The following is a 17,883-nucleotide window of genomic DNA, read 5'->3' as shown; positions in this document are numbered from 1 at the left end:
TGAATTTTTAAAATGATTTATATCGTTCAGCTCATTATAACATTACTTATTATTAGTTTTTTTGTTTTCTCTATTATTGAAATCTATTGTGAAATTGTGAAAAAAAGTTCTTGGGCCTTTTTGGGTATGCTTATCAGCTTGATTTTATTTTTTTTAATGATTACAGTACGCAATCATATGGTTAAAAATGAACTTGTAAAAAATATAAATGCTTCAAAAATAGAACAGAAAAATTCACTTTTTTCAAAAAGAGAATTGTCGGATATTCATCTTGTAAGCGAGAAAATGAGAGTTGTTGATAAAGATATTTATGTTGTGCTTATGCCTCAAAAAGATACACTTTACATGAATCAGGATTTTAATAACAAGAATAAATTCTGGATCCACTATAAAAAGTATGAGATTTTAAAATTTACAGCACCTGTAGGATATATCATTAAAAACTAAAAAATCGCCCGAAAAACTTTCGGGCGATCTCATACTTTTATGCGGTATAACTTGCAAAAGCATCTTCCAGGCTTTCAAATTTACCTTTAAACTCATCAATAGGGCAGTCCTGAAGAATATTTCCTTTATGGATCAGAATGACTCTAGAGCAAAGCGCCTCCACTTCCTGCATAATGTGGGTAGAAAGTAAAACAGTCTTTTGCTGTCCGATTTCTTTTACCACATTACGGATTTCAATGATTTGGTTAGGATCAAGACCGTTGGTAGGCTCATCAAGAATCAGTAAATCCGGTTGATGAATAATGGCCTGTGCAAGCCCTACACGCTGTTTATATCCTTTAGATAACTGGCCGATCTTTTTAGATTTTTCGGGAGTAATTCCTACCAGTTCGATCACCTCATCTACCCTGGATTCAGAAATTTTGTGGATGTTGGCAACAAACTGAAGGTATTCTTTCACATACATCTCCAGATAAAGCGGATTATTTTCAGGAAGAAAACCGATTTTCTTTTTGCTTTCGATCTCATGGTCTGAGATATTCATTCCATTGAAAATAATTTCTCCCTGATCAATTTTCAGTGCACCGACAATAGATTTCATCAGGGTAGATTTTCCGGCACCGTTTGGGCCAAGAAGACCGATGATCTCATTTTTATCAATAGAAATGTTGATGTTGTCAAGGGCAGTCTGTTCACCAAATTTTTTGGTTAAATTGATTATCTGAAGCGGCATAAGTTTTACTATCTTTCTGCAAAAATAAAATAAAAAAACTCATCCGATAGAATGAGTTTCGCAATATTTATAAAATATAATTATTTTCTTGATTTTTTCTTGGCTCCGCCTGATGCCGGAGTTGCTGTAGAGGCTGTATTTGTGGTTCCCTTATTACCCGTTGGGTTTATCGTGGCCGGTTTGTCATACATCGCATACTTTCCATTGGTTCTTCCAAAAATTTTTTCGACCTGTTTTTGGGTTAAAAACTGTGATTTTCCAATGTACTTTCTGTTTTTGTTGATCACCTGGATAAACTGCATGGTTTGTTGACCATAGTTTTTTTCATAATGAAGTTCTATGATGTCATTGGGAAGTTCCAATACAACATTTTCTTCTGGAGTGGTAACAAAACCATCCATAATAAGCTTATATAATCCGGCCACATCACCATTAAGATTCTGGAATGAAAAAGAGCGGATTGTGTTCAGGTTGCTGGTGTTCAGATCCTGGTAGTTGACTGTAAATTTATCTTCCTTTTTATAGAGACCAACGGAATTATCTTTACCAATTTCCACCAAACTTTCATTTTTCAACACTTTGATCTGTGAGAAAACTGAAATACCGAACATACATGTAATAAGTAGAATTATTTTTCTCATGGAATGAATTTTAATGTTTTATAACTTGGTGCACATAAATTTACTCATAAAAAAGCTAAAAAACAATTTTATTCGTTAAAGCAAAAGTAACACTTTTTTTTAATATTGATACGTGATCATCTGCTGATGCTATGGATTTCATGGTTTATATAAAAGTTTGGTAACCATGAGATTAATTCTTTTTTATTAAAGTGCTGCGATGCTTGTTTGCGATAGGTTTTTGATCGTTGGAAGGATGTAATGTATTGAAAAACAGTTTGAAAAACCTTTACGTAAGATTTAATTAAAAAATTAATTTAAAATAAATAGTAAAATTGAAATTTTGTGAAATAAAATTAGAGAAATTATAACAGTTTGTTTTTAGAAACAGTGGCTACAAAAGCATCAAACTCTTGTTTGTAGCTTCTCCCAACAGAGATCTGGTTTTTGTTGACAATCAGTTTATTATTGTTGAAAGCAGTATTTAATTTTATCGCAGATAAAATTAAATACTGTGTGTTTTAAAAGCCTTTGGTGGATATTTTTTAAAAGCTTTTTGTGGTTTACTTAGAAGTTATAGCCTTCAGAACAGCATTTTTTATTGCAGCTTCTTTGAAACTCCAGTATTCACGGTTTTCAGACATCTGATTTTCAAGGATGATCAATGTGGTATCTGTGGAAGGAAAGTAGGTGTTAAGACAGGTGAAGCCATCGCCAAGGCCAGTCACAGCAAAATAATCCAGACCTGATTCTTTGATGAACCTTATATTGTACCCGAATCCCATGCTTTCTTTTCCAAATACATCATGCTGAGAACGTGTGGAAGGGGTCATCATTAATTTCTGAAATTCCGGGGAGAGAAGTTTACCTTTAAATAATGCCTGATCCCATTTTGCCAGATCCTGTACGGTGGAAATGACTCCTGCGGCAGGAGCGATGTCATCATTCAGAAAAGATTCTTTTACTTTCTCAAACTGATTGTTTTCATTCATATAACCGGGAACGAGAGATTGATTATTCTTTGGGTTATAAACAAAAGTCTGATCCATTCTTAGTTTTTTAAAAAGAGAACCGGCAAGTTCTGTGAAACTTTTTCCTGTGGTATTTTTAAGAATTTCTCCAAGCATCATATAAGAGAGATTTCCATATTTAAACTGTGAACCGGCTTTGAAAGCTGAGGGTTTTTCCAGTTTGGTAATTCCGTGAGTATGGTTCAGGAGATGATGGATTGTTACTGTATCTGCCCAGGTTTGTGTAAGAGTGGGAAGATATTTTTTGATAGGAGTATGAAGATCCAGTTTTCCCTGTTCGGCAGCCTGTAGAACCAAAACAGCGGTCACCTGCTTGGAGTTTGACATGATTTCAAACTGATCATCTGTTTTCAAAGGAATTTTTTTTTCAAAATCCTTGTAACCGTTGGATTTCAGATATTGTATTTTCCCTTTTTGAGAAATCAAAACAACGCCGTTGAACTGTATCGGGCTGGAAGCTGTGATAATGCTGTCAATTTTATGGGCATAAGTGTCTTTTCTCTGAGCTGTCGCGTTAATAGATAGCAGGGTAGAAATTGCACCTGTGAAGAGTAATTTTGTTATGGTCATCATTTATTTTTTGTTGTAATATTCATAGGCTGCTTTGGAGATACCAGCAATAATAGCTTCCGCATCATCGAATTTTTCATAAGTATCATGAATAAAAACAGCGATGTAGAACTTTTTCTTACCGGAAATTTCTATAATACCAAAATCATTAACAGCGCCCGTCATTCCTTCTTTATTTGTAAAGGAAGTTCCTGTTCTATGGGCTGTTTTTACATGTTGTGGCAAATTGCCCTTCAGCCTTTTTGTTCCTGTTGTGTTATTAAGCATGGCGTTATAAAGCCACAATGTATGTTTTTTGTTGAGAATTTTTCCATTGTTGAATGCCTCAAGCAGTTTGGTAGTCTCATTGGGTGTTATTTTGTTTACAAATTGAGATTCCCAGTCTTTATGCATATCTTCTTCATTGTTCCTAATTATGAAATCTTTACTATTGATGAATTGTTGTACAGGCTCAGGTCCGCCAATTAACCTTAGCAAAATATCAGTTAAATTATTGTCACTGTAAGAAACCATCCATTTTATAGCTTCTTCCAAACTGATTTCTATATTACCATCAGGATATTCTTTCCTGAATGGGCTCCAGGTATCTTCCAATAATTCCTCTTTTTTAATGAGCAGTTTTTGCTGTAAAGAAAGTTCACCTTTTTCTATTTTGTTCAGAACCGTTAATGCAATTGGAAACTTTACGGTACTGAGCATTGGATAAAGCTTATTGCTATTAATATGTATTCTTTCTTTATGGTAAGGATCAATAATTGAAACTCCTACATCTGCCTTTTTATTGGAGATAATGGATTCAATTGTTTTTTTTAGATCCGGAAGTTTAGAATCCTGAGAGAAAAGAGATAAGTGGAATAACAGAGCGAAGAATGTGAAAATAATTCCTTTTTTCATGTGAGTTTGGTCTTAATTTTTAGGTTTCCAAATATATTTTTTTTTGATTACACAATAAAATATTTTCGTCAATTATTATGAGTATAAGCATAAATCTGTCAGATAAATAGTATTATTTTTATCACAAGTTTTTGAATTATATAATTATTTACAGTGCCCTCTCTTATGGAAATTATGAAGCATAAAAATGAAGTCTCTTCTTTAAAAGAAGATAAAAAACATTCAATTAATTCTTCTGTAATGTACAGCCGATTTGTACTTATGGCTTTGATGATGTTCTGTTTTATGTACATCATTATGTACACGATGATAGACAACCCGAGAAATTTTATTTCAAATATTAATAATTTATACATGACTCTTATGATGGTTTCAGCCATGTTACTTATTGAATTATGGGTTATGCGAAAGAGATATAGAAACAGAAAACTCAATTGTATCATTGTAAGTATTGGAGTGATGACAAGTCTTTTTTCCTGGTTTGGAATCAGAGAACAGGTGAATGTGGATGACAGGCAGTTTGTAAAAAGTATGATTCCTCATCATGCAGCTGCCCTTTTGATATCTGAAAAAGTACACCTCAGCGATCCACAACTGATTATTCTTCAGAGAAATATTTTTAAAACCCAATCTGCAGAAATTAAGCTGATGAAAAGAAAACTTAAGGAGTTGGAAAGAAGGTAGAGTAGGAGGCAGAAAACAACAAGAATGGTGATCTACTGTTATTTTATTCAGGATATTTTAATAATTTAGTTCGTATGAAAATTAAAATTATCTGCTTTTTTGTACTTCATTTCTCCGTTATTTCCTGTAAAAAAGATAAAGAATACCCTAAATATGTTGAATTGGAATCGGGAAATGGAAGCTATTCACTTTATATAAAAGATGGGAATTTTGAGTTTTTAAAAACAGAACTTGTAAGCTATGATCAAATCTTAACAGCACCTTTTTCAGAAGGTAAATATAAGATATCAGGTGATGAACTGATTTTGAATAGTGACAAAGGGAAAAAATATATTTTCAAAATCGGGAATGACTCTGAACTGATCCCTGAAAAAGTGGATTTCCTGAAAGACCTGAAAGGATTGTATCCTGTTAAGATTCTTCATAACAACAAAATGCCGAAAGAAATGGGACGTCTGGATTCTTTAGGAAGAAAAAATGCGTTGTGGCTTTATTTTAATGAAAAGGGAAAAGTGGTTAACCAGAGATTGTATAAAAATGGTGAACTCGTAAAAGATCATTACAAGTCTGATATTATTATAAAATAAAGAATCTGTAAGAGGCTTTGAAATAAACAGTATTCAATTTTATCGCAGATAAAATTCTTGCGCCTTATAGCAGTCTTCTTAATAGAATTTGCGTCTTTACGTTTTTCAATTATACCTTTATTATTTGTGTTTTTTGAAAACGCAAAGACGCAAAGCTTTTTAATTCTATGCATAATTTTAAGGCGCGAAAAAATCAAAGTTTTTTAGCAAGTAAAAGTCAAAAATATATCAGCAACTTACCTTAGTCAATAAAAAAGGCGCCACTTACAAGTAAATGGCGCCTCGTCACTGAATATATTTGAATGTAAAATTGTTTCTGTTTATCTACTCATTCTGTTTGATTTGTGGGTTATTATTAATCTCTTTATTAGGAATCTGGAATCTGAATTTATCAGGAGTCAGGTTGAATCTTCCAAAAGTATGATTCGTTCCGGTGTATACTCTTTCTAAAGGAGTATTAAGTCTTTTCATATCAAACCAGGCGTAGCCTTCACCCCAAAGTTCTATTCTCTTTTGTAGGACAATTTCATTAATCAGCTCGCTGCCTGATTTCGTAGATAATGTGTAAGCCTGATCTCTTTTGGAGGTAATGTCAAATAATACCTGTCTTGCTTCTGCTTCTCTTCCTTGTCTGGCAAGAGCTTCCGCTTGTATATAATATAGTGAAGATGCTCTGATGTAAATATAATCTCCTTCAAAAAGCGTGGGATCTTTAAACTTCCAGCTTACGTAAGGCGGATAATTCTTCGTTTTTCCGTTGAATGTATATGCAGCATTCTGGTTTCCATTGAATACTTTTTTACGGTAATCCGTTGCCGGAATGGCTTCATAAAGACGCTTGTCAATCAGCTTACGGATCTGTGCGGCTCCGGCATATCCTTCATTCGTATTATCAAACATGGAGAAGAAAGAAGCATAATAATTTCCGATACTCATCGTGGAAATGGTATTATGAAAACCCCATATTACCTCAGGATTATTGATATTGGAAAATCCGGTATTGGTATAATCGTCCTCGGTCATCAGGGCAATTCCCTGCTTGCTTTCCTCAGCATATTTAGTCGCTTTGATATAATCTCCTGTTTCCAGAAATACTTCTGCGGCAATAGCTTTAGCAGTTCTTTGGTCTATCTGGGCTCTGGAAGGTCTGGTGTAAGTATCCAAAAGCGTTACAGATTCTTCTATATCTTTTTTGATTTGCGTATATACCTCAGCAACTGTTGATCTCGGAAGTCCCTGACTTGGATTAGCTGCGGTAAGAACCAATGGAAGGCCAGGCTCAGACTGATGTCCGTTATAATCATTGGCATAAAAACGCACCAGATAAAAGTAGGAATAAGCTCTTAAAGCGAGCAGCTGTCCTGCAATGGCTCTGTTTTTTGCATTGGCATTTTTATCCAGACCATCCAGCAGCTTGTTGATTACGAATATTCTTGCATAAAACGTAGTCCATACAATCTCAGAAGCAATATTACTGGCATTGGTGGCTTCATAATTATAAAACATTCCTAAATGCTGGTTGGTAGACTGGATCACATCATTAGACATCAGATCAGCACCTGCTTTAATTCCCATGATTCCGAAATCTGAGTGAACGGTGGTACCGCCTGCACCATTGCTTCGAAGATCAAGATAGATTCCACCCAGAATTTTTTCCGGACTGTTTGCATCGTTATTGAGCTGCTCCCCGGAAATATCCCCTTCCGGTAACGTATTGAGATCATTAGCACAGCTGGTAGCCAAAAAACTTAGGGTTACAGCTGTTATAAAGTATTGTATTGTGTTCATTCCTGTTCTTTTAAAAGTTAAGTTTAAAGCCTAAAGAGACGCTTGACAACAGAGAATACCGGTACGAATCTGAAACTCCCGTCAGCGAAGCTCTCGGATCATAGCCTTTTCTCTTGGACCATAGGTACAGGTTGTTTCCTGTCACATAGATTTTCAGACCTGATAAGCCTGCCTGTTGTGCAAAACCATCGGGAAGCTGATAGGAGAGGGTTACGTCCTGAAGGCTGATATAATCCGATTTGATCAGATACAGTGTTGAATTTCCGTTCTGGTTTGTAGCGGTAAGATCTACTCTCGGTAAGGCAGCCGTTGGATTTTCCGGAGTCCAGGTTTTATCAAGATCTGTTGAATAGTTGGAACCATAGCTGTCAGAATGGAATAAGCTTCTGTAAATATCATCATATCCATAGCCTCCGAACTGGTAAGCGAAATTCACTGCCAGATTAAATCTTTTAAAGCTGAAATCTGTTCCGAATCCTCCATATACCTTTGGAATAGCAGACTTTCCGGTGTTATAATCGGTGGCTTCCTTATAATTATTGGTCACTGTTCTTTCTTCCTTTTGGGTAGTTGGGTTGATGGTTGTGCGATACCATAAAGCATCACCGTTCTCAGGATTTACTCCGGCAAATTCTTTTAGGAAATAGGTGTAACGGTCTCCACCTTCTTTCAGGATAAATAAACCTGAAACAAGTCCTGTATTTCTTTGCTCAGCCGGTAATCTGGTAATCTTATTTTTATAGTGAGTGGCATTCGCATAAAAACTCCACTGGAACTCATCACCGCGAAGGATATCTACATTGACATTCGCCTGAACACCTCTGTTGGTCATATCTCCGATATTTCCATACTTCACATAGGAGCCTGCATTGGAGGGAGGAAGAGGAAGCGTGTAAATCATATCCGAAACTTTCCTTTCAAAATAATCAGCATTCAGGTTGATTCTGTTTTTCAAAAGTGAAATTTCAAAACCGGCATTCAGGTTTTTGGAGGTTTCCCATTTCAGATCCTTATTTCCCTGTTTTTTAAGAGAGAGTACAGGTTTATCATTTCCGAAGTTATTGATTCCGTAGATATCCTGATAAGCATAATAATCTCTACTGGAACCGCCTAAAAGAATGTTGTCATTTCCCTGCTGGCCATAAGAAGCTTTTAATTTTAAAGAATTAATCACGCTGTTGTCTTTAAGGAAATCTTCTTTTGCGATATTCCATGCCAGTCCCAGTCCGTAGAAATTTCCCCATCTGCTCTCCGGAGAAAATACAGAAGAACCGTCTCTACGGATATTGGCATTAAAGAAATATTTCCCGTCATAATTATACAATAACCTTGTGAAATAGCCTTCTACTGCATATTCATAACCGCTTCCTGATAAACCGGTAATTTTCACGGCATTATCAAAAGCTTGTGAGTCAGGTAATAAAAGCTGCTGCTTTGATCCGGAGAATCCATTATCTTTTATCTTATTCAGTTCATGTCCTGCAAGAAGATTAAAGCTGTGATTTCCCAGTTTTTTCTGGTAGGTAAGCAACTGCTGGTGGTTCAGTGTATATTTGAAATTAGAACCTTGAGAAATGGTTCCTCCTACAGAAGATGAAGTTCCACCTTCCGTATTTCCGAACTGCAGGTTTCTGTTATTTTCGAGATAAGCACCGAAATTATAGGTAAAATCCAGTCCTTTGATGATTTCATAATTTAAACCAAGATTAAGATTGGTCACATTGCTTACCGTCTGCGATTTGTTTTTTTGCAGATTGCCTACAGGATTTTCAAATACAGCATAAGATCTTGTAGCACCATTAGGTCCCTGACCGTCTCCATAGTCGTATAAAGCATTTCCATAGCTGTCATAAAGCCTCTGATAGTTGTTGTCCCTTAAGAAAACAGGATAGAAAGGTGCAATATTTCGGGCAAACTGGAAAGGGTTGGAGAAACCTCCGGCCTCACCAAAATCCTGCTTGCTGTACGTGTAGGATAAAGCACTGGTCAGCTTCAGTTTTGAAGTGATAGCGTAGTCTACATTTGACCTGATCCCGAATCTTTCAAAACCTGAAGAAATCAGATATCCTTTATCATCCAGATAATTAAGGGATGTATAAGATTTTATCTGATCCCCATTGGCATTGATCCCTACTGTGGCTTCTCTTCGCAAAGCAGGTCTGAAAAGCAGTTTCTTCCAGTCATCCTGATATAATAATTTCGCATCGGGATTGAAAGAGCCTGCTTTTGAAATCAGCTGATTAAAAGGAACATTATACACATTATATCCCAGTTTGGTCAGCGCTGAAAGTCCCACATCATGAGGAGAAGGGCCTGAAGGAACAGCTCCCGGCTGTTTCAGTCTTGCAATTTCACCAATTCTTGCTCTGTTGTAATAAGCTGTGTAATAATCCTGAGGAGAAGTATAAACCGAATAATCTTCAATAGACCTGAAGTTAACCCCTGTTTTTACATCAGCTTCAACGCTCACCCCTTTACTTTTTCCTCTTTTGGTGTTCACAATAATAACACCATTAGCCCCTCTGGAACCGTATAAAGCATTCGAAGAAGCATCTTCAAGAAAAGAGATACTTTCAATATCCGATGCGGCAATACTGTTCAGGTTTCCGCTGTATGGAATGCCATCGAGTACAATTAACGGATCACTGGACGCGTTGATAGAGCCTATTCCTCTCATTCTGATGGTCGGCTGAGAGCCCGGCTGTCCTGAGGAAATCACCTGTACTCCCGCTACTTTTCCTCCAATTCCCTGAAGAATATTTCCGTTTTGAAGATTAGAAAGATCTTTAGCCTTCAGCGACTGTACAGATCCCGTAATTTCTTCTTTTTTCTGCTTCCCAAAAGCTACCACCACCACCACCACCACTTCTTTGATGGAAGTTTCTTTGGAAAGACTGTCTTTGCTTTGTGCAAAACCATATTCCGCGAACAGGAGTAAGGCCAATACACCAAGCTTGCATTGTTTCTTTTTCATTATATTAATCTAGGTTTAAAACTGAATTGTGTATTACTGCTGATCTCCCGGTAAAAAATGTGACTTTCCGCCTCCTTTTTTCAGGGAGGTTATAAAACGAATAGTAAAATTACAGGAGAGGTACCCGGATGAAAGAAGCCTTGAACTCTTTGGCTTTAATTCCTACAGTAATGAATGTATCTCTTAAAAAGTTAGCACATCATCATCATGCACATCATATCAAAGCACATGTTTTGAGAAATGCAGTTGTGCTGTGAAAGGGCAGACATTCCACAACAATTTTGCTGTGCAGAAGCTGCCACCGTAATGGTGCATAGGTAAGAATTAAAGGTATTCTTATTCATGAGAATAAAGTTTATGATTTTTTTAACTGGGTCAAAATTATCTAATAAATGACGAACCCAGATAAAACAAGAGCATGAGATAAATCATATTAGTCTACTAAATTAGTAGGTTAATTGATTTGAATTAAATTTATGAATCGTAAATATTTGATTTTTAATTAATTAATTCCATGTTTGAAAATGTTAAAAAATGATAAAAAAGTTAATTTTTCAAGTGTGAATTAAATTTAAAATTATAAGTCTATTTATTTTGTAGACTTTTTATTTATTTTATAGCTGTATTTTCATGAGAATAAGGATCAGGAGCGTCATCCTGCTATCCGCTCATACTCCTCGCACCTGGCTGAATCCACTTTCTGCTGCGGGGTAACCGCTGCTATCAGGGCTAAGGATGATTTGAATTATAAGTGATAAATGATAAATGATCAATGATCAATCATCATATAAAATTATCCCAAACCTCTGTGTCAATCTGTGAGATCTGCGGTAATAACAAAAAAGAAGCCTATCTTTCGATAGACTTCTTATGAAAACAAGATTAAAATATGGATTTATTCTTTCTTAATATCCGGAACTGCCAACGGAGCCTGATCCCAACCACCGCCAAGCGCTCTGTAAACAGCAACACTCGCTTTAAGTTGGTTCACTTTCTTCTCTACCAGCTCAAACCTGGATTCCAGGGCATCCCTTTGAGTCAGTAAAACTTCCATGTAATCAGCACGGGCATATTTGAACAGGTCGTTGGAAATATCTATAGACTTTGTTAAAGCATTTACTTCCTTCGTTTTGATATTCACACTGCTTTCCAGATTATGAATTTTAGCCAACTGATTGGCTACCTCAATATAAGCTCCCAAAACAGTCTGCTCATAATGATATACTGCCTGAATCTGTTTGGCATTGGCATTATAATAAGCCGCTTTAATCGCTCTTCTGTTGATCAATGGTGCCGTAAGTTCTCCCGCAAGAGAAAAGAGAAACGACTGAGGTTTGATGATATACAACGGATTAAAAGCCTGTAACCCTGCTCCTGCAGAAAGATCAAGAGAAGGGTAGAACCTTGCTTTGGCCACTTTAATGTCAAGCTTGGCAGCAGCCAGTTCATATTCAGCCTGTTTGATATCCGGACGGTTTTCCAGTAACTCAGAAGGAATTCCTCCATATACCGCTTGCGGAACAATAGAATCAAAAGAATTCTGACTTCTTTCCACGGGTTGTGGAAATCTTCCCACCAGATAATTAATCCTGTTCTCCGTTTCAACTATCTTCTGCTGAATGTCATACTGCATTCCCTGAGTTTTCAGAACCTGGGCTTCAAATCTCTGTACTGCCAGTTCATTGGATCGCGCATTCTTTTTTAACTCTTTGATAATATCCAACGCATCATTCTGAATTTTAATATTCTGATTCAAAATAACCAGCTCATTATCCAGTGCCAACAGTTCATAATAAGAATCTGCAATTTCAGAAATAAGATGAGTGGTCATGAAGTTCTTTCCTTCAATGCTGGCAAGATATCGCTGTACCTGTGCTTTTGTCGCATTATGCAGCTTTCCCCAGATATCCGTTTCCCACTGTGCCTGAACACCTGCTCCAAAATCAAATAAAGGTTCCGGCATTTCTTTGCCGGGCTCTATTTCAGTATTGGCCTCCATGGCTCCGATATTGGTGTATCGGCTTACTTTGTCTACACCAGCTCCGGCTTTTAAACCTACAGAAGGAAGATACTCCCCTTTCCTGGCTTTGATTTCATTTTTAGACATTTCAATTTCCTGAAGGACAATATTCAGTTCCTGATTATTCTGAAGGGCCTGGGTAATCAGTTCCTGAAGATGCGGATCGCTGAAATATTCATTCCACTTCATTTTTCCCGTATTGATAGTGTCGTTTTCTGCTGAACCGTATTTTTCAGGGACGGTTTTATTTTCAGCACGCTGTGCTATTTCTATAGGTTTACAGGCAGTAAGGCTTAATAAGACGACTGCCAGACCTGCATATTGATATATTTTTCTTTTATTCATAATGGATCATGTCTTCGCTTAATGGAGATTCATCTTCGTCTTTGATCATTTTTTTACCATCAGACCACTTGGCAAATATGTAGTAAAGCCCCGGAATTACAATCACTCCGAACAGTGTTCCTATCAGCATTCCTCCCAGTGAAGATGCCCCAATGGTATGGTTTCCGATCGCTCCCGCACCTCTTGCAAAAACAAGCGGAACCAATCCTGCAATAAAGGCAAAAGAAGTCATCAGAATCGGTCTGAAACGGGCTTTGGAGCCTTCTACGGCAGCTTCGAGAATAGAATCTCCTGCCTGACGTCTTTTCACGGCAAATTCTACAATAAGTACTGCGTTTTTACCCAGTAATCCGATAATCATGATCAATCCAACCTGTGCATAGATGTCATTTTCAAGTCCCATTGCTTTTAATAATAAGAAAGATCCGAAAACTCCAACCGGTAAAGAGCAAAGTACCGCAAACGGAATCAGGAAACTTTCATATTGTGCCGCCAGAACCAGATACACGAATACCAAAACAACAAGGAATACATAGATCGCTTCATTACCACGTTGCGCCTCATCATAAGACAATCCTTCCCATGCCACTTTATATCCGTGAGGAAGTGTTTTGGCCGCGGTTTCATTGATGGCCTGAATAGCATCTGCCGTTGTATAGCCTGCAGCCGGAAGACCACGGATTGCTGCGGAATTGTACATGTTGTAACGAGTGATTTCGTTCGGTCCCTGTGTCTTTTTCATCGTCATAAATGCTGAATAAGGAACCATTTCATCACGGTCATTCTTCACATACAGGTTCATAATATCCGTAGGAAGCCTTCTGAATTCCGGAGACGACTGCACATACACCTTGAAGAACTGCCCGAAACGGATAAAGCCCTGTTCATAGGTACTACCGATCAGAATGTTGAGGTTGTCCATCGCTTTTCCGATAGAAACTCCTTTCTGCATGGCTGCATTATTATCAAATACCAGCTCATACTGAGGATAATTAGCCGCAAAAAAGGTGAAGACTCCAGAAAGCTCCTTACGCTTTTTAAGCTGTGCGATGAAATCTTTATTGGCTTTATCAAATTCCTGATAATCTGTCGTTCTGTTCAGATCCAGAAGTCTCATAGAGAAACCTCCCGAAGATCCGAATCCCGGTACAGCTGGTGGTTCAAAGAACTCAATGGTAGCTCCAAGATCTTTTGATTTTTCTTCCAGTTCTTCCATGATCTCCTTCACAGAATGATCACGGTCGTTCCAGCTTTTAAGGTTAATCAGACAGGTTCCTGCATTCGAACCACGGCCTTCCGTCATGATTTCGTATCCGGCCAGTGATGATACAGATTCCACACCGTCTACACCCATACAGATTTTCTGCAATGTTCTGGAAACCTTATTCGTCTGTTCAAGGGTAGAACCCGGAGGAGTCTGGATAATAGCATAGATAGTTCCCTGGTCTTCATTCGGGATAAACCCGCCAGGAAGTACTTTATTGATCATCACAATTCCGGCACAGAAAGCAATCAGAATTCCCCATGTTACCACCTTTCGGCTTACGATTTTTCTAAGGAATGAAGCATATTTTCCTGTTATTTTATCAAACCCGCTGTTAAAAGAGTCTAAAGCTTTGGTGAAAATATTGACTTTCTTAGGCTTTCCATGATGGTTTTTCAATAGCATTGCAGCTAAAACCGGAGTCAGAGTAAGGGCTACTACCGCAGAAATCACAATAGAGCTTGCCATGGTAATAGAAAACTGACGATAGAAAGTTCCCACCGGACCTGTCATAAATGAAATAGGAATGAATACGGCTACCATCACGGCTGTAATGGCAATAATAGCTCCGGCAATTTCACCCATCACTTCTTTTACCGCTTTATAAGGCGAAATATTACTGTCTTCCATTTTGGCGTGAACGGCTTCTATCACTACAATCGCGTTATCAACCACAATACCGATGGCCAGTACCAAAGCAAAAAGAGTAACAAGGTTGATGGTTAACCCAAAGAATTGGATCACAAAGAATGTTCCGATCAAAGAAACCGGCACGGCAATAATAGGAATCAAAGTAGAACGCCAGTCACCAAGGAAAATGAAAACCACGATGGCCACAAGGATAAACGCATCTCTCAACGTATGCATTACCTGTTCGATAGAAGCATCAAGGAATTGGGAAACGTCATAACTGATTTTATAATCAACTCCCGGAGGAAAGTTCCCTTTCATTTCTGCCAGTTTTGCTTTCACATCTCTGATTACGTCATTGGCATTACTTCCGTAATTCTGTTTTAAAACGATAGATGCGGAAGGATGTCCGTCAAGATTGGAATAAATATCAAAGAATTCACTTCCCAATTCTACTTTGGCAATATCTTTTAGCTTTACATTTTCTCCTTCGGCATTGGAACGTACAATGATATTTTCATACTCTTCCGGTTTGTTGTATTGTCCTTTATAAGTCAGTACATATTCCAGTGACTGTGCTGCAATACCGGAACTTTGCCCGATTCTCCCCGGGCGTCCAATGATACTTTGTTCGCCGATAGCTTTCATCACCTCATCTACAGAGATGTCATAAGCACGCATACGGTCAGGGTTCAGCCAGATACGCATGGCATATCTTCGGCTTCCCAGAATCTGAGATTTTGCAATTCCGTGGATACGGTTAATTTCCGGGATGATATTCACCATAGAGTAGTTGTACAGGAATTTTTCATCCATACTTTTATTCGTGCTGTAAAGGTTCACGTACATCAGCATACTGGGCTGAATCGGGTTTACTACAACCCCTTCTTTCTGTACCAGTTCCGGTAATAAAGGCATTACCTGATCCACTCTGGTCTTTACCAGAACTACCGCTTCATTGGGATCGGTTCCGGGATCAAAGACAACGTTCACCGTAGCTTCCCCGGCACTGGTAGCATCGGTGGTGATATAACGCATTCCCTGAACTCCATTGATGGCATTTTCAATTGTAATCAAAGATGATTTTACCAATACATCTGCACTCGCTCCCGGATAAGCAATAGAAACAGCTACGGTGGTAGGGGCAATTTTTGGAAACTGTTCAGTAGGAAGCTGCTTCATAGCAATCCCTCCCATAAACAGGATCACAACCGATATCACAATGGCGAAAACCGGTCGGTGTATTACTTTTTTAAACATAATGCTGCTTTTGGGTTACTCGGCGTACAGATCCAGGTTCGACATTACTTTTTCAGGCTTTTGGTATTTTGAGCTGATCTTCTGGTTTTCCTGAACCATTCTAAGCCCTTCCAAAAGGATTCTGTCATCCTTTCCAAGCCCTGAAGCGACGACATAAATATGGGGTAATTCAGCAGCCACTTTTATTTCTCTCGCATGTACTTTACCATCTTTACCAATCACATAGACATATTTCTTTTCCAGCTCTTCGAAAGTCGCTTTCTGTGGAATCATCATTGCATTGGCATAAGGTGAGGTGATAACGATGTTTCCGGTTTCTCCGTATCTCAACAGTCCTTTCGGATTTGGGAAAGTAGCCCTGTAAGCGATATTTCCGGTTTCATTGTCAAAATCAGACTCTATGGTTTGTACAATACCATCTTGTGTAAACTCTTTGCCATTGGCCATTCTTAAACGTACATGCATTGGATTATTATCCTTTTTGGCATCCATCTGATTAAGATATTCAGCTTCCGGTACATTGAAATATACCCACATTTTGCTGTTGTCGGAAAGCTCGGTTACAAGCTCACCTTCATCTACAAGACTTCCTTTACGTACGTGTAATTTTCCTACAATTCCATTGAAAGGAGCACGGATTTCGGTAAATTTTAAATGGGTATTCATTGAAGCAAGTTCGGCCTGCGCTTTTTCATACCTTGCTTTAGCCATAGCCATTTCCTGAGGAGCAACGATGTTTTTGTCAGAAAGGTTTTTGGTATTCTGATATTCGATTTGCGCATATTTGGATTCCGCTTTGGCACGGTTTACATCAGATTCATAAAGATTAGGCATGATTTTGAACATCAGCTGCCCTTTCTGAACAAATTGCCCTTCATCTACATAAATAGACTGGATGTATCCTTTTTCCTGGGCACGAAGCTCAATATGATTGATAGAACGGATCTGTGCAACATAATCTTTGTTGACTAAAGTATCTTTTATAAGAGGGCTTGTTACGTTGAATGACGCTGCTTCTGTTTTTTCCTTTTTTTCAGATTGACAGCTTACAAACAAGAGAATAAGGCACAAGTTGATATACATGAGACTTTTCTTGACCATGATAAATATTGTTTTTATAATAATTTATAATTGAAAAAATAGAGTTACCGGCTCTCACAATAAAGCATGAAAGCAGATAAGATTTTCGAAAAAATTAGTATAAAATCACAGTCGGATGACCCTGTACTGAAGGTACAGATCATCATGTAAGGTCTTTAAATGTTCTGATTGAGCAAGTGAAACAGCAATTTGTTTGTTGTGAAATGTCGTGACAAAGCCTGAAATAAGATGCCAGAAGCCATCTTTGAAAAGAGCAATAAGTTCTGTAGAACCGGAGGACTCTACGTTGTCGTCATTTTCATTGTCGTTTTCAGAAAGATTAGCTCTGATTTTATTGTAGCAGGGATGGCTGACATTGTAGGCATCATTAGACTCATTTTTAAGAAATGCAAAAGATTCTTTGATGCTCTTTTTTTCATGAACAAGAAGATCCGTAGTAAAATGAAGGTCAGAGGAAATATCCGTTGAAATATACTGCTGAATTTGCCCATAGTACCATCCTAGAACGGTAAGCAACGCAAATAACAAACTGTACAAATATTGATAAAATCTTTTCCGCATTCCAGAGACAAAGGTAATTAAACTTAAAAATAAGTGCAACGGCTAAAGATTAAAAAAGTGTTAAAAATTTGATTGCTTCATTGAAAAAATACATCTGTTTATGATGTTTCCTTTTTGGCTAATAAGAAAATAGGTTTTAGTGAAGTCTTCTGATGAATATTTCGGAATTTTGTCTATGCAAAAAAATAACAGGTGCTTTAGGGAACCTCTTAAACCATTTACAAAAGGATTATATTTTTTATATGAGCATGAACAAAAAAATTAAAGCATAATATTTCTAGCTGGAGGCTCAAAAAAATAATATTATCTTTGAATTAGCTTTACTTTGCACAATTTTTGCTATAACAAGCTACTTTTATTTTATCGGTTAAAAC

At 37.5% G+C, this 17,883-nt stretch carries 14 protein-coding genes; 3 read left to right on the top strand and 11 right to left on the bottom strand.

The features are described from left to right. The first annotated feature begins 96 nt into the window (after window positions 1-96). Window positions 97-447 (top strand): hypothetical protein, encoded by a 351-nt coding sequence (locus RHP76_RS06970; protein WP_147367576.1) that lies wholly within the window; start codon window positions 97-99, stop codon window positions 445-447. A gap of 37 nt (window positions 448-484) precedes the next feature. Here the strand turns inward: RHP76_RS06970 and RHP76_RS06965 are convergent, their stop codons facing one another. The 4 genes from RHP76_RS06965 to bla form a co-directional block, all read right to left on the bottom strand. Then, window positions 485-1,180, bottom strand: a complete 696-nt coding sequence (locus RHP76_RS06965) for an ABC transporter ATP-binding protein (protein WP_114821775.1) — start codon at window positions 1,178-1,180, stop codon at window positions 485-487. A gap of 80 nt (window positions 1,181-1,260) precedes the next feature. Beyond that, entirely contained in the window at window positions 1,261-1,821 is a 561-nt protein-coding gene (locus tag RHP76_RS06960; protein ID WP_062671985.1) for a hypothetical protein, read from the bottom strand. Window positions 1,822-2,363: 542 nt separating this feature from the next. Continuing rightward, complete coding sequence (locus RHP76_RS06955) at window positions 2,364-3,404, bottom strand: serine hydrolase domain-containing protein (RefSeq protein ID WP_311229811.1); 1,041 nt, start codon at window positions 3,402-3,404, stop codon at window positions 2,364-2,366. Next, window positions 3,405-4,295, bottom strand: a complete 891-nt coding sequence (gene bla / locus RHP76_RS06950; RefSeq protein ID WP_311229810.1) for a class A beta-lactamase — start codon at window positions 4,293-4,295, stop codon at window positions 3,405-3,407. A gap of 174 nt (window positions 4,296-4,469) precedes the next feature. Between bla and RHP76_RS06945 the strand changes: the two genes are divergently transcribed. Beyond that, window positions 4,470-4,979, top strand: a complete 510-nt coding sequence (locus tag RHP76_RS06945; RefSeq protein WP_228432473.1) for a DUF305 domain-containing protein — start codon at window positions 4,470-4,472, stop codon at window positions 4,977-4,979. 74 nt (window positions 4,980-5,053) lie between these two features. Beyond that, entirely contained in the window at window positions 5,054-5,566 is a 513-nt protein-coding gene (locus RHP76_RS06940; protein WP_120231738.1) for a hypothetical protein, read from the top strand. Between the two features lie 324 nt (window positions 5,567-5,890). Here the strand turns inward: RHP76_RS06940 and RHP76_RS06935 are convergent, their stop codons facing one another. The 7 genes from RHP76_RS06935 to RHP76_RS06905 all read right to left on the bottom strand — a co-directional run bounded on the left by RHP76_RS06935 (window position 5,891) and on the right by RHP76_RS06905 (window position 17,476). Further along, window positions 5,891-7,354, bottom strand: a complete 1,464-nt coding sequence (locus tag RHP76_RS06935) for a RagB/SusD family nutrient uptake outer membrane protein (protein ID WP_311229809.1) — start codon at window positions 7,352-7,354, stop codon at window positions 5,891-5,893. A gap of 10 nt (window positions 7,355-7,364) precedes the next feature. Then, on the bottom strand, window positions 7,365-10,328 hold the full coding sequence (locus tag RHP76_RS06930) for a SusC/RagA family TonB-linked outer membrane protein (RefSeq protein ID WP_311229808.1): 2,964 nt from the start codon (window positions 10,326-10,328) through the stop codon (window positions 7,365-7,367). Between the two features lie 191 nt (window positions 10,329-10,519). Beyond that, a complete protein-coding gene (locus RHP76_RS06925; RefSeq protein WP_157885756.1) occupies window positions 10,520-10,672 on the bottom strand; it encodes a hypothetical protein in 153 nt (50 codons plus the stop codon). Between the two features lie 551 nt (window positions 10,673-11,223). Further along, complete coding sequence (locus tag RHP76_RS06920; RefSeq protein WP_311229807.1) at window positions 11,224-12,693, bottom strand: TolC family protein; 1,470 nt, start codon at window positions 12,691-12,693, stop codon at window positions 11,224-11,226. Further along, complete coding sequence (locus RHP76_RS06915; RefSeq protein WP_062671968.1) at window positions 12,686-15,847, bottom strand: efflux RND transporter permease subunit; 3,162 nt, start codon at window positions 15,845-15,847, stop codon at window positions 12,686-12,688. Before RHP76_RS06915 ends, RHP76_RS06920 begins: the two co-directional genes overlap by 8 nt. Window positions 15,848-15,862: 15 nt before the next feature. Next, complete coding sequence (locus RHP76_RS06910) at window positions 15,863-16,948, bottom strand: efflux RND transporter periplasmic adaptor subunit (RefSeq protein ID WP_123279627.1); 1,086 nt, start codon at window positions 16,946-16,948, stop codon at window positions 15,863-15,865. Window positions 16,949-17,053: 105 nt separating this feature from the next. Further along, window positions 17,054-17,476 (bottom strand): hypothetical protein, encoded by a 423-nt coding sequence (locus RHP76_RS06905; RefSeq protein WP_311229806.1) that lies wholly within the window; start codon window positions 17,474-17,476, stop codon window positions 17,054-17,056. Window positions 17,477-17,883 lie beyond the last annotated feature (407 nt).

Source organism: Chryseobacterium sp. SG20098, from assembly GCF_031844745.1.
GTDB classification, from domain to species: Bacteria; Bacteroidota; Bacteroidia; order Flavobacteriales; family Weeksellaceae; genus Chryseobacterium; species Chryseobacterium cucumeris.
Note: the sequence above shows the minus strand (reverse complement) of the source record. Positions and strands in the feature narration are given on the sequence as shown.

Excerpts from the sequence above, each read along its gene's own strand:
- RHP76_RS06965 (WP_114821775.1), bottom strand. The coding sequence starts at position 1,180 with ATGCCGCTTCAGATAATCAATTTAACCAAAAAATTTGGTGAACAGACT.
- RHP76_RS06960 (WP_062671985.1), bottom strand. The coding sequence starts at position 1,821 with ATGAGAAAAATAATTCTACTTATTACATGTATGTTCGGTATTTCAGTT.
- RHP76_RS06955 (WP_311229811.1), bottom strand. The coding sequence starts at position 3,404 with ATGATGACCATAACAAAATTACTCTTCACAGGTGCAATTTCTACCCTG.
- bla (WP_311229810.1), bottom strand. The coding sequence starts at position 4,295 with ATGAAAAAAGGAATTATTTTCACATTCTTCGCTCTGTTATTCCACTTA.
- RHP76_RS06945 (WP_228432473.1), top strand. The coding sequence starts at position 4,470 with ATGAAGCATAAAAATGAAGTCTCTTCTTTAAAAGAAGATAAAAAACAT.
- RHP76_RS06940 (WP_120231738.1), top strand. The coding sequence starts at position 5,054 with ATGAAAATTAAAATTATCTGCTTTTTTGTACTTCATTTCTCCGTTATT.
- RHP76_RS06935 (WP_311229809.1), bottom strand. The coding sequence starts at position 7,354 with ATGAACACAATACAATACTTTATAACAGCTGTAACCCTAAGTTTTTTG.
- RHP76_RS06930 (WP_311229808.1), bottom strand. The coding sequence starts at position 10,328 with ATGAAAAAGAAACAATGCAAGCTTGGTGTATTGGCCTTACTCCTGTTC.
- RHP76_RS06925 (WP_157885756.1), bottom strand. The coding sequence starts at position 10,672 with ATGAATAAGAATACCTTTAATTCTTACCTATGCACCATTACGGTGGCA.
- RHP76_RS06920 (WP_311229807.1), bottom strand. The coding sequence starts at position 12,693 with ATGAATAAAAGAAAAATATATCAATATGCAGGTCTGGCAGTCGTCTTA.
- RHP76_RS06915 (WP_062671968.1), bottom strand. The coding sequence starts at position 15,847 with ATGTTTAAAAAAGTAATACACCGACCGGTTTTCGCCATTGTGATATCG.
- RHP76_RS06910 (WP_123279627.1), bottom strand. The coding sequence starts at position 16,948 with ATGGTCAAGAAAAGTCTCATGTATATCAACTTGTGCCTTATTCTCTTG.